Origin of the sequence: Acinetobacter sp. AC1-2 (genome assembly GCF_016124155.1) — a bacterium.
Lineage (GTDB): Bacteria > Pseudomonadota > Gammaproteobacteria > Pseudomonadales > Moraxellaceae > Acinetobacter > Acinetobacter calcoaceticus.
This window is the reverse complement of sequence record NZ_JABFFO010000001.1, coordinates 1,243,839-1,256,292: the sequence shown is the minus strand read 5'-3', so window position 1 is coordinate 1,256,292 and position 12,454 is coordinate 1,243,839. Positions and strand designations below refer to the sequence as shown.

The following is a 12,454-nucleotide window of genomic DNA, read 5'->3' as shown; positions in this document are numbered from 1 at the left end:
AATGAGTTTTGCATTTTGGAATCGATTGACAGCGCTAGTTCGTAAAGAAACTAAGCAGCTCATTCGTGATAAAAGCAGCCTCGGGATTGGTCTGGTTTTACCTATCATCTTAATTTTACTATTTGGCTATGGACTTTCCTTTGACTTAAATCAAGCACGAGTTGGTGTTGTAGTTGATCAGTCTTCACCACAGATCAATCAGGTTTTAGCGGGTTTAAATGGCTCGCAATATTTAACGAGTCAGCAATTTCATAATTTGCCTGAAGCAGAGCAGGCCATTCGAGATGGCGAGATTGATGCCATTTTGCATTTCCCTTCAGATTTCTCGAGTCAGGCACAACAAGGTAACGCAAAGGCTCAACTGTTATTAAATGGTACGTCTACCACCATAGCAACAGCTTTGGAAGGATATGTCACAGGTGCTTTGGCTACCGCGCCGTCTATACAAGTTGACCGTAGTCCAATATTAGCAACTTCAAGCGCTGTTAATATTGAACAACGAATATGGTTTAACGAATCTGCTAACAGTACTTGGTTTTTAGTCCCAGGCTTAATGGTATTAATCTTGACTTTAATCGGTGCATTTTTAACGGGGTTACTCATTGCCCGTGAAAGGGAACGGGGAACACTAGAGGCCTTATTTGTGACGCCTGTACGGCCATTTGAAATTGTATTAGCAAAGCTCATTCCCTATGTTGTGGTCGGCATGATTGATATCGTGATCTGTATTATTGCTGCGTATTTTATTTTTGAAGTACCCATGCGCGGTTCATTATTCTCAATTTTATCAGCTTCATTTTTATATTTAATTGTTTCGTTATTACTTGGTTTAACCATATCAGGCTTTGCTCAAAGCCAGTTTCAGGCGAGTCAAATTGCTTTATTGGCAAGTTTTATGCCTGCACTCATGCTTTCAGGTTTTGTTTTCGATACACGAAATTTACCCTTGGTTGTACAAATTGTTAGCCAGTTACTTCCAGCTACGCATTTTATGATTTTAATTAAAACCCTATTTATGGGAGGTGATGATTGGAAGTTATGGTTTAAAGAATGCGGTATTTTATTGGGATATATCGTTGTTTTGATATGTGCTGTGAACTTTTCACTAAAAAAACGGTTGAGATAAAGTTATGTGGCAGCAACTAATCGCTTGGCTAAAACACTTAGGTTTTTTAGTCAAAAAGGAATTCCTGACCATTTTTAGTGACCCTGCAAATAGAGTCATTCTATTTGTACCAGCCCTCATGCAGGCACTTTTGTTTGGTTATGCTGCAACTTATGATGTTAACCGTGTGGATTATGCAATTTTAGATCAGAGTAATGGGCAAGTTTCGCATGAACTGATCTCAAAGCTTGATGGCTCTGGTATTTTTAAGCAGATTGCAACACTTCAATATACAGATCAAATCAAACAGGTAATTGATAGTCGTCAGGCATTGGTCGTGATTACGATTCCTTCAGACTTCGAGAGCAAATTAAATAATAACCAAAGCTCTCCTATACAGGTCATTGTGGATGGCAGAAACTCATCAACTGCTGTTGTGGCTGGTTCATATCTAAATAAAATTATTGGTCAGTTTAATCAGCAAAAATTTAACTCAGCCTTACCGATTAGTCTTGAAACAAGAACATGGTACAACCCAAATCAAGAGTCTCGATGGAGCTTAATGCCTTCATTAATTGCGGCTTTAAGTATGATGCAGACATTGCTTTTATCTGCTTTATCTGTAGCACGTGAACGAGAGCAGGGTACGTTCGATCAGTTATTAGTTACGCCGTATACACCATTACAAATTATGATTGGTAAAGCCTTACCGCCAATTTTTGTAGGGTTGATGCAATCAACCATTATTTTATTGATCATTTTGTTCTGGTTTAGAATTCCAATGAATGGCTCTATTGGGCTGCTTTATTTTGGTTTATTAAGCTTTAATGTGGCTGTAGTCGGAGTGGGCCTATCAATTTCGGCCTTATCTTTAAATATGCAACAAGCCATGCTTTTTACATTTTTATTGATTATGCCTTTGATGTTGCTTTCAGGTTTACTTACACCAGTAGAAAACATGCCGAAAGTACTGCAAATAGCAACTTACGCAAACCCCTTAAGGTTTGGAATTAACTTGGTACAACGGGTTTATTTGGAAGGTGCGAGCTTTGCACAAGTCAAATTCAACTTTATTCCAATGATCATACTTGGAGTAGTAACTTTACCCTTAGCTGCTTGGCTATTTAGGAACAGATTATCTTAATCATGTTAATGAAAAAGCCCCATTTTAGGGGCTTTAAAACTTATTTAGGCACGTATAATCAGTTGATAACCTGTATATTTACGGATGTTAATAACACCAATATCAAAAATTAAATATTGACCTTTAATGCCCTGTAATACACCGCGAATTTTTGGAGTTTTATCCAAATTTAATGATTTAATCTTTTCAGGGTACTGCTCAACAGGGTAAACAAACTCACGTGGCAACTCATCTTCTAATAATTCAACGGTTTCATTAAATTCAAGATTTTGGCTAAATTCCTCACGAATCGTTTGAATTTTAGGTGCAAACTCTTCGATTAACTGATCACGTTGCTCAGTTAGTTTTAGAGGTTCAGCTTCTCCCTTAAGGAGTTTACGCCAATCAGTTTTGTCAGCAACTAAAGAACCAAACATTGTTTCAAGCTGACCAGATAAACGACGTGATCCAACTTTCATAATTGGTAAGGCCTGAGTTGCACCTTGATCTAACCAACGACCTGGCATATGACTAACGCGGGTAATACCAACTTTCAAAGCGCTAGAATTTGCTAAATAAACAATATGAGGCTGGAAACAAACATTGTGGGCAAAGTCATCTTCACGACATGTACCTAAGTGGTAATGGCATGTTTCTGGTTTCATAATGCAGAGGTCACATTCCGCTTTCGTTTTAAAACATTTAAAGCAGTGACCTTGAGAATAAGATTTTGGTGTTTTAGTGCCACAAGATGTGCAGTAAATATTACCTGTCCATTCGATCTCTAGTTCTTGTCCTAAATTAAAAGGAAGATCAATTTCTGAACGGTCTAATACAAATTTGTATTCAACATTTGCCTTGGTTGTCTGTTGATCAGTTACACTAGCATCTTTTAGGCCTGCATGCATTTTATGGCAAATGCCTTGTAGTTCCATAAAGTTTAAACTCACATCTTTCAATTAAGGGTTGCAGTCATGGCTGAACAAAATGTCATCGCTTCTATGCTAGACGATTTATCAAAAGAACAGCCCATTCATACTGCACTTTGTATTGGCCAAAAAATTGACCAGAATCACGCAATTCAATGGCACTATTTTACCGTAACTGAGCTTTTAAGTCTGCCTTTTACTCAGCGTTATGATTTGGGTTTTGTATTATTTGATACTGATGAAATGCAGAACATAACTGAAGTACAAAAATCTCAGTTATTAGTAAAACTACGAGATTTATTAGCAAAACGAATTGTTGTGGTGAGCAAACGAAGTGATGAACAGTTATTACGTTCTTTAGGCTTTACTCAACTCATTGATAAGACTTCGCATGATAGTGACTTTGCTTTATGGCAATTTAACATCTTGACCTATAAACATGTTCCAGATTGGTTTAATTCAAAGTTTTGGGCAAACCCAGAAAACTGGAATAAATTCCGTTGGTAAAAGAGCATTAAATCTCTTTCAAAATTTAACAATTTGGCTTTTGCTGTCTGAATAAGAATCCGCGTATGCTCATGTATAAACCATACATAAGAGTTACACATGACAAATTTAAGCAGCATTGTTGAAGTTTTGGCTCAGCAGGCTTTAGGTGGGAACCAGCAAGCATCAGGTCAAGGCGGTTTGGGCGGAATTTTAGGTTCAGTACTTGGACAAATGGGGGGTAATACTTCTTCTGGCGCTCAAGGGGGCCTTGGTGGAGTATTAGGTTCTGTATTGGGTCAAGTGACTGGCAATAATAATGTACCTCAAGCAGGTGGTGGTGTACAAAGTTTATTAATTGCAGTGGTGCCTTTAATTTTAGGTTGGGTTCAGCAACAAGGTGGTTTGCAGGCTGCTTTAGAAAAGTTAAAAGGTGCGGGTTTAGGTAACCAAGTTCAAAGCTGGGTTGATCCAAATCAAAGTAATAGCGAAGTTCCTACTCAACAATTGCAGAGTTTATTTAATCCAGCTGACATTGAGCAGGTTGCTGCGCAAGCTCAAGCTCCAAAAGAGCAAGTTTACGGTGCAATTGCGTCAGTCTTACCTCAAGTCATTGACTCATTAACACCTCAGGGTGACAGTACAGACCATCAAGAAGCAAATAAGGACATCCAAAATGTGATGAATCTTGTGAGTGGTTTCTTAAAGTAAGCTACAAAGTTAAAAAAAGCCGATATTTTTATATCGGCTTTTTTAATCTGCACAATAAAATAAAAGGGCTAACGCCCTTTTATTTTAGATTTGAATCTAAGATAACTAATTAGAAGTTATATTCGATACCTGTACCTACAACTGTTTGCTTGTCGTCATCATTCAACCAGTCGCGTTTTTGTTGAGCAACGATACCGTAGAAGCGAGCTTGCTTGTTGATTTGGTAATCAAGACCTAAACCATACAAGTCAATTTTACGATCTGCTTGACCACTTACTTGTGTTTCAGCAGAAGCGTATTCAGCTTTCACTTTAAGTTTAGTATTAGGAATTTTATACGCCGCTGTAACAGCATAAGCTTCTTCTTCTAAACCGCGGTATGCTTTACCAGCTTTGTCAACTGCACCATCTGATTTATATGTTTGACCATATGCAGTCAAGTCATCAGTAGGTTCAGCATGTTGCCATAAAGCACCTACAACAAAGCCTGATTTTGCGATGTCATAAGAACCCGTTACACGGTAAGCATCTGTATAAACATCTTTCAGACCGTAAGCAGCATATTTACCTTTAATACCGAAGTCACCAGCAGCAGCCACTGCTAAGCCAAGGTCTTTGTTTTCATAACCAAGCGCTGTTGACACAGAGTCAAAGCTATCATTTTTGCTGTCTTTACCAGTTTCACCTTGTTTGCTATCTGAGGTGCTTTCGCCAGTTTGAGCCATGATATTGAATGTTAAACCAGCTAATAATTTAGGGTCTAATTCAAAACCAACCACGTTGTCTAAGCGGTTTTCGCCGTACATGATGTTGGTAATATCTAAACGTGTATCGTCATTAAAGATGTCTTGGTTACCACCAGCAGCGGTTTTAAAGTAAGAGTCGTACTTACCTACTTTTAATGTACCCACGCCTTCAGTTTTTAAACCGATAAAACGGTTACGAGCGCTAAGATCAGTATCAGAACCTGAACCATCAGTAGAAATTGCCCATTCAGCTAAATAAACAGCAGATAGCTTGTCAGTTAATTTCTCTTCGCCTTTTACCCCAATGCGAGAAGAGTTTGAGTTAACTTCAGTAACGTCACTTTTTCCATCGAAATTTTTATTGTCAACTTGGTTAATAGAAACATTCAGTTTGCCATACAAAGTTGGCGCTGCTTGCACCGCGTTTATGCTCAAAGTTGCAACTGCGGCAGCGAGTAGCAATTTCTTCATTGAGATTTCTCCAAAAAGTTTTTAAAAATGGCGTATGCCTAGTTAACTATTTATTTTGTAGTTGACTTATGTACAAAAAGTTACAAAAGCTCACCAACTTGCTAAGCAGTATCGGCAAACTTTGTGACAGGGGCGTGAAAAATAAATGACAGTTTCATGACGGTTAAAATTTAGAAATAAATTAATTATTTTAATTTTTTATAGTTTTTAGACGAAAAAAAGCGGAGTCAAAACTCCGCTTTAATGAATTAAAAATCAAAGAGCTGCTTTAATTTTCTCAGCTAATCCTTTAATTTTTTCTTGATCTCCAAATTCTACAGCATGGCGTCCAAGTTGATGCACATTTGTAGGAATAAGGTGAAAATGAACATGCGGAACAGTTTGTCCTGCCGCTGCTCCAGAAAGTTGCATCAAGACAATACCTTCTAAATTGAGGGCTTTTTCCATTGCTTTGGCAATTTTCTGAACAATTTGTATGGTATATGCAGCTGCTTCTGGAGGTAAATCAAGGAGCGTTACAGCAGGTGTTTTTGGAATAACTAATGTATGACCATCGGCTTGAGGCATAATATCCATAAAAGCTAGAACTTGATCATCTTCATAGATTTTTATCGCTGGAAGTTCATCACGTAAAATTTTTGCGAAGATATTTTGATCATCGTATGCCATGTATTATTCCTTTAAAAATTATTTACATTTCAATTCTTTCTGACGCTCTTTAATAGCATCAAGACGTTGCTGCTCTTTGTCAGAAAACTTTGGTTTTGTCGTGTGACAGTTTTCATTACCATATTTTTCTTTTGCATCAGGATCTTTAAAACAAAAGCCTTTTGATGCATAAATCAAATTATAATCGTCTTGCAATTTCTGACATTCTTGCTCAGGCGTTGCAGCTTGAACATTTAAACCAGCAATGCTCACCATGCCAGTAAAGACTGCAACCATAAATTTATTCATGAGCGTTTCCTCAGTTAAAGGTATGAACCTGTACTCAATATAAGGTTTATTACCAAGATTTCAATGACTATTAATTACTCAAGTGTCATTTTGGTTGATAATTTGTTCACAATATAAATAAAAACTTTATATATCAACTATTTATAAAAATCAAATAAAAACATAAACTTAAGGAAAATTATATATATATTTCCAGAATTTGATTCTCGTTTTAATTTACTTTAACTGTTATTAAAGAGAGAAAAATATACTTCTGGCTCGGTTGATAATATATAAAAAATTGTAGGAAAAGATGAGATTTTATAGCTTTTCATTTGCTAAATAGACGGCTTAAGTTTGAAATTGGGTCAATGAAAAACAAATATATCAATGACATTATAAAAATACAAAGCGTGATAATTATCACATTTTTGTATTTTAGGATTAAGTGGAATTCACAGGGCCCATTTTAATTTAGACGGAAATGGGCTTTTTCTTTTGATATCTAAAATATAAATAAGCCAAAATTGATCTTAGTTTACAATTCAACTGAAAGATGTATTGATTTTACATGTTTTAGCTTCTATTATGTGATCCTTAATTGCTGCGTTTGATAGTTTTTTGTTTTTGTAACCCATTTCTAAAATTGAAATGGGTTTTTTTTTAAGTCTTTTTAATATTCATTATGCAGCTTATTAAAATTAAGCATCTTTAATAAGCTGCCATCTAAAAGATTAAATTTATTCCAATGTAATCTTGGTCCATGCTTCATACATTTTAACTGCCGCAGAGAAGTCACTATTGTCTTCAGCAGTTAAATGAGCAGCTTGGATTAAACTTTGTGTTAATGATAAAAGCGGCGCAGGTAGCTTTGCTTGATGGAGTAAATCCAAAGCAATTCCTGTATCTTTGGCCAGAAGCGGTAAACCAAAGGTTACTGGAAATTCACGACTCAATACACGCTGCGGGAATATAGTCTCTGTTACCAGACTTTTACCACTTGAAGCGTTAATACACTCTAAAGCTTCGTTCAAGCTTACCCCATGCGCTTTTAAAGCACTAAAACCTTCTGCAACAGACCAAAGGTTGACCGCGAGTAGCATATTATTAACGGCTTTTACGGCAAATCCTGAGCCCGATTCACCAACATGTTTAATTAATTTGCCTACTGCTTGTAGAGCCGGTAATGCGCGTTCGAAAGCTGCTACATCACCGCCAACCATTACAGTCAAAGTTGCATTTTCAGCACCTATTGTTTGACCACTTACTGGAGCATCAAGAAAATCAACATTCAATTGTTTTAATGAGCTTGCTAATGCGCGGGCAGAGTCAGGGACTCCACTTGTACAGTCTATCCAGATTGCCCCAGATTTAATTTGTACATCATTAATAAGTGCTTCTACGTCACTGCTTGTCGGTAAACATGAAAAGATAATATCTGCTTGTACCGCTTGCTCTAGTGGGGCAGCCCTTGTGCCATATGCTATTGCATGTTGTTTGGCTTTTTCGAAATTTCGATTCCATACATAGACAGTATCGAAGTGTTTCGGTAAATGTGCTGCCATACGGTAGCCCATTGCACCCAAACCAATAAATGCAACAGATTGACTCATGACCTTGTCCTTAAATTTGTGTTGAACGTTCGGTCAGCCATTTTGCCAGTTGTGGCCAAAACTCCAGAGCACTGGCCTGACTCGACATTAGGCCTAAATGACCGCCGGGGATGAGAGTAAACGTGACATCTTGGCTGCTTGTCAATTGACTTAATGGAGAAGCAGCATCAGCAGTCACCAACTGATCACTACGACCCGCGCCAACTAAGAGAGAGCAATCTATATTTTTTAATTCGATTTTTTTATCTTTTAATTGAATAAAGCCACGTTTTAGTGGATTTTGCAGCCAGACATTAAACAACATGTCCTGATTAATCCCACCTGGGTAATCAATCATATTATTTAAAAAGCTACTTAAGGTTGCATGCTCTTGTACAAATTGCAGGTCATCAAGATTTTTTAGCAATTGAACATGCCCATCAAACCAGCCTTTAGGATCAAGAATTTTAAAGCCTAATGAATTTAAAATTCCGGGACTATGAATCAGACGTTTTGGTAATCCAGAATAAATACGGTCCTGAATTTTTTTGTTACGACCAATAAGATGATTCATGTTTCGATAGAGTTTGCCAATATAGCCAGATGCATAACTATCTATTGGACTACCAAGAACAATTAGGTTTTTAATATAGTTAGGTTGGTTAAGCGCAGTATATAGAGTGACGAATATGCCAGCCATACTCCATCCATGAAGTGAGATTTGTTCACTTCCTGAATGTGTGCGGACAATTTCTATCGCTTTAGGAATGAAATCTTCAATAAATGATAAAAAGTTAAGATGTCTATCTTTAAACTTTAAACTTCCCCAATCGACCAAATAGACATCAAAACCAGCATTTTGGAAATATTTAATAAGAGAGCGATAAGGATATAAATCATATATCGCCATATTAATGGCGAGAGGGGCAACAAATACTAAAGGCTCTTTAAATCTTTTCTGTGTTGCTGCGTAATAGCGAATACGGGTTTGATTGAACTCGCCAATGACTTCATAGGGAGTGCTTTGTGATAGAACCAATGTTTTTGGGTGAAATAGTCGGGCAGAAAGATGCTTCATTTGACTTTGTTCAGAGACAAGGGACTTTAAGCGTTTCATCTTGCTTTACCAACTATTTACTAAAGATTGAATAAAGTCTAAGCGATAATTTTAAGGTTTACCTTGACCTTAAATACATTAGACACTCAAAATGATGATAGTTTTTAGTACATGACCAGTAAAGGCGAACATTTAATGAACCAGTCTGATGATTTAGAATACCAACTTGATACCTTAGCCATTCGTACCGGACATACTCGTAGTTTTGAAGGTGAACATGGCGAACCGATTTTTTTGACATCATCTTTTGTATATGAAAATGCAGCTGAAGCTGCAGCAAAATTTTCTGGTCAGGTTCAAGGAAATATCTATTCTCGTTTTACCAATCCGACTGTAGGCATGTTCGAAAAACGATTGGCAGCTTTAGATGGCGCTGAACGAGCTGTAGCGACAAGCTCGGGAATGGGTGCAATTTTGGCAGTTGCTATGGCATATCTCAAAGCGGGTGATCATGTCATTTGCTCAAGAGCAGTTTTTGGTTCAGTTGTTGCCTTATTTGAAAAATATATTGCCAAGTTTGGTGTAGATATTACATTTGTTGATTTATGTGATTTAGACGATTGGAAAAAGGCAGTACGTCCAGAAACTAAACTCTTATTTGTTGAGTCACCGTCTAATCCTCTAGCTGAGATCGCAGATATTCAAGCGCTTGCAGATATTGCCCATGCTAATGGTGCATTACTTGCGGTTGATAACAGTTTCTGTACGCCTGTTTTGCAGCAACCATTAAAGTTTGGGGCAGACCTTGTAATTTACTCGGCGACTAAATATTTAGATGGGCAAGGGCGCGCATTAGGTGGTGCTGTTGTCGGTAATCATCAGTTATTAGAAGAAGTTTTTGGTGTTGTCCGTACGCTTGGACCATCAATGAGTCCATTTAATGCATGGATTTTCTTAAAAGGCTTAGAGACTTTACGTTTGCGTATGAAAGCACACTGTGAAAGTGCTCAAATTCTTGCAGAATGGTTATCTACTCATGAAAAAGTAGAAAAAGTTTACTACGCTGGTTTACCTGCTCAAGAAGGTCATGAACTTGCTGCTAGACAACAAAATGGTTTTGGCGGGATCGTTTCATTTGTTGTTAAGGGTGAACGTGAAGGTGCGTGGAAGGTTATTGATAATACTAAGTTTATTTCAATTACTGGTAACTTGGGCGATGTGAAGTCAACAATTACACATCCTGCAACGACTACACATGGCAAACTTTCTGCTGAAGCTAAAGCTGCGGCAGGTATCCAAGAGGGTCTAATACGCGTATCAGTAGGCTTAGAAGATATTAATGATATTATCCGTGATATCTCACGTGGTCTGGATCTGATCTAATTAATTCTATCGAAATAACTCTCTTTGGTTATTTTGTTCATGAAACCATCTCTTTAATCGAGATGGTTTTTTATATTTAAATGTTACTCAAATTTCAGAATCGCAATAAAAAACCTACATTTTTGTTTAAATGAGGGCTAAGAGTACAAGGTATAAAGACTTTAAATTTAATTAAAAGAAATGTGAGTTTTAAAATGCTTAAGCCTATTGCTATTGTTGTTGTGGTAGGGGTAATTGGGGTGGTTGGATATAAATTATTGACCAAACCGCATCAACACCCAGTAAATGAAACAACCTTATTGATTAACAATGCAGAGAAGTCGGTGCAAGAAGCAGATAAATCTATCCAAGAAGCAAATACTTCCTTTAAGAAAGTCCCTTTAAGTGAATATAAAACAATTGATAAAGGGTTACAGGCATCTCAATAGTGAAATAAATTTTTATCAAACTTTAATGTATAACTTTTAGGCGTTTATGAAGTGGATCTAAGTTTAACCACGCTACTGATATACCTCCATGGAATAGAGCTAGAGATACTGATAGAAAACATTAGTCTATTGTGTCAGAATTACGGATTAATTTGAGTTCAACGCACTAATCTGTATGTATTTTAATCGCATAGGTTGGTTCAATGAGATTAAGTTTTTATAAAGTATTACCAGATAACGAATAATACTTTAAAGATTTGATAGAGATACGGAGTAAAGTTATGAATATCAATATGCTCATGCAGCAAGCGCAGCGCATGCAAAAAGATATGGAAACAAATATAAAAAAGGCGAAAGAAGAGCTTGCCCAAACTGAAGTCCAAGCAGAAGCTGGTGGTGGTTTGGTTAAAGTAACCATGAATGGTCGCTATCTTGTAAAACGTATCGAAATTAACCCTGAATTACTTCAAGATGAACCAGATATGATTGAAGACTTGATTGCTGCCGCGGTAAATGATGCTGTGCGTCAAGCAGAAGTTATTTCAGAAGAAAAAATGCAAAAAGCGAATTCTGGTATGGGCTTGCCACCTGGCTTAGCGGGCATGTTCTAAGGAAGTTCTGTGTTTAGTGATAGATTTGAACAACTCGTTCAAGCTTTACGTATATTGCCTAGCGTTGGTCCGAAATCGGCTCAACGTATGGCATTACATCTTTTGATGAAAAATCGAGAAGGTGCGTTCGCATTAGCTCATGCTTTACATGAGGCTTCAAGTTATATTCATGAGTGCAGCGTTTGCCATTCTCTAACTGAAAATGAAATTTGTGATATTTGTGCCTCAACTGAGCGAGAAGATCAACTATTGTGTGTAGTTGAATCACCAGCAGATGTCATGGCGATTGAGCAAAGTGGTAGTTTTCGAGGTAAATACCATGTTTTAGGGGGACATCTTTCTCCTTTGGATGGTATTGGCCCAGAAGAAATTGGTATTCCTTATCTAATTCAGCGCTTAAGTCAAGGCACTATTGAAGAAGTGATTTTGGCAACTAATGCGACTGTAGAGGGACAGGCAACCGCTCATTATTTGGTAGAGGCGACTAAGCATTTACCTATACACATGACGCGTATTGCTCAAGGTGTACCGCAAGGTGGTGAACTTGAGTATGTAGATAGCCATACCTTAAGTCAGGCAGTTCATAACCGTATGAGAATGAAATAAGCATTCCGATGCTTATTTCATTGATGCGATATAAAATTGAATTAAATTTATTAATTTAGCTATTAAAGGCAAATATTATTTTGTCTTTAATTAGAAAAAATCGTTTAAATAAAATATGAAAGCCATAAGAATGAAAAAGATCTTAGAGATTTTAAAGAATGAGTATTTGGAGTTAACTTTAAAAGTATAAATAAAAGATCAAAAAATTATCTATTTTCGAAAAATTGTTCAAAAATAGAGTATTCATAAAGGTTTAAGTGGTAATTTCCTA

Annotated in this window: 14 protein-coding genes; 8 read left to right on the top strand and 6 right to left on the bottom strand. The window is 36.9% G+C overall.

Going from position 1 to position 12,454, the window contains the following annotated elements:
• The first annotated feature begins 1 nt into the window (after window position 1).
• Window positions 2–1,126 (top strand): ABC transporter permease, encoded by a 1,125-nt coding sequence (locus HL290_RS05785; RefSeq protein WP_198495887.1) that lies wholly within the window; start codon window positions 2–4, stop codon window positions 1,124–1,126.
• Window positions 1,127–1,130: 4 nt separating this feature from the next.
• Window positions 1,131–2,249, top strand: a complete 1,119-nt coding sequence (locus tag HL290_RS05780) for an ABC transporter permease (protein WP_198495886.1) — start codon at window positions 1,131–1,133, stop codon at window positions 2,247–2,249.
• A 44-nt stretch (window positions 2,250–2,293) separates the two neighbouring features.
• Here HL290_RS05780 and HL290_RS05775 read toward each other — a convergent pair whose 3' ends face one another.
• Window positions 2,294–3,163 (bottom strand): DUF2797 domain-containing protein, encoded by an 870-nt coding sequence (locus tag HL290_RS05775; RefSeq protein WP_198078578.1) that lies wholly within the window; start codon window positions 3,161–3,163, stop codon window positions 2,294–2,296.
• Between the two features lie 39 nt (window positions 3,164–3,202).
• Between HL290_RS05775 and HL290_RS05770 the strand changes: the two genes are divergently transcribed.
• Window positions 3,203–3,664, top strand: coding sequence for a DUF6231 family protein (locus HL290_RS05770; RefSeq protein ID WP_080026988.1), 462 nt, complete (start codon window positions 3,203–3,205; stop codon window positions 3,662–3,664).
• Between the two features lie 99 nt (window positions 3,665–3,763).
• On the top strand, window positions 3,764–4,354 hold the full coding sequence (locus HL290_RS05765; RefSeq protein ID WP_198495885.1) for a YidB family protein: 591 nt from the start codon (window positions 3,764–3,766) through the stop codon (window positions 4,352–4,354).
• A 109-nt stretch (window positions 4,355–4,463) separates the two neighbouring features.
• Here HL290_RS05765 and HL290_RS05760 read toward each other — a convergent pair whose 3' ends face one another.
• The 5 genes from HL290_RS05760 to HL290_RS05740 form a co-directional block, all read right to left on the bottom strand.
• Window positions 4,464–5,570, bottom strand: coding sequence for a porin (locus tag HL290_RS05760; protein ID WP_045432597.1), 1,107 nt, complete (start codon window positions 5,568–5,570; stop codon window positions 4,464–4,466).
• A 255-nt stretch (window positions 5,571–5,825) separates the two neighbouring features.
• Window positions 5,826–6,239, bottom strand: a complete 414-nt coding sequence (locus HL290_RS05755; protein ID WP_198495884.1) for an HIT family protein — start codon at window positions 6,237–6,239, stop codon at window positions 5,826–5,828.
• An 18-nt stretch (window positions 6,240–6,257) separates the two neighbouring features.
• Window positions 6,258–6,527 carry a YARHG domain-containing protein gene (locus HL290_RS05750; protein ID WP_003651599.1) on the bottom strand — a complete coding sequence of 90 codons (270 nt, stop codon included), beginning with the start codon at window positions 6,525–6,527 and terminating at the stop codon, window positions 6,258–6,260.
• 719 nt (window positions 6,528–7,246) lie between these two features.
• Window positions 7,247–8,119 (bottom strand): NAD(P)-dependent oxidoreductase, encoded by an 873-nt coding sequence (locus HL290_RS05745; protein WP_198495883.1) that lies wholly within the window; start codon window positions 8,117–8,119, stop codon window positions 7,247–7,249.
• Window positions 8,120–8,129: 10 nt separating this feature from the next.
• Window positions 8,130–9,215: an alpha/beta fold hydrolase gene (locus tag HL290_RS05740; RefSeq protein WP_005040948.1), complete on the bottom strand. Its 1,086-nt coding sequence runs from the start codon at window positions 9,213–9,215 to the stop codon at window positions 8,130–8,132.
• A 135-nt stretch (window positions 9,216–9,350) separates the two neighbouring features.
• Here HL290_RS05740 and HL290_RS05735 point away from each other — a divergent pair, with 135 nt between their 5' ends.
• The 4 genes from HL290_RS05735 to recR all read left to right on the top strand — a co-directional run bounded on the left by HL290_RS05735 (window position 9,351) and on the right by recR (window position 12,183).
• A complete protein-coding gene (locus tag HL290_RS05735) occupies window positions 9,351–10,538 on the top strand; it encodes an O-succinylhomoserine sulfhydrylase (protein ID WP_198495882.1) in 1,188 nt (395 codons plus the stop codon).
• A gap of 194 nt (window positions 10,539–10,732) precedes the next feature.
• Window positions 10,733–10,966 carry a hypothetical protein gene (locus tag HL290_RS05730; protein WP_017390619.1) on the top strand — a complete coding sequence of 78 codons (234 nt, stop codon included), beginning with the start codon at window positions 10,733–10,735 and terminating at the stop codon, window positions 10,964–10,966.
• A 281-nt stretch (window positions 10,967–11,247) separates the two neighbouring features.
• Window positions 11,248–11,577 carry a YbaB/EbfC family nucleoid-associated protein gene (locus HL290_RS05725; protein ID WP_004642711.1) on the top strand — a complete coding sequence of 110 codons (330 nt, stop codon included), beginning with the start codon at window positions 11,248–11,250 and terminating at the stop codon, window positions 11,575–11,577.
• A gap of 9 nt (window positions 11,578–11,586) precedes the next feature.
• Window positions 11,587–12,183 (top strand): recombination mediator RecR, encoded by a 597-nt coding sequence (recR, locus tag HL290_RS05720; RefSeq protein WP_017390620.1) that lies wholly within the window; start codon window positions 11,587–11,589, stop codon window positions 12,181–12,183.
• The last annotated feature ends 271 nt before the right edge of the window (window positions 12,184–12,454 follow it).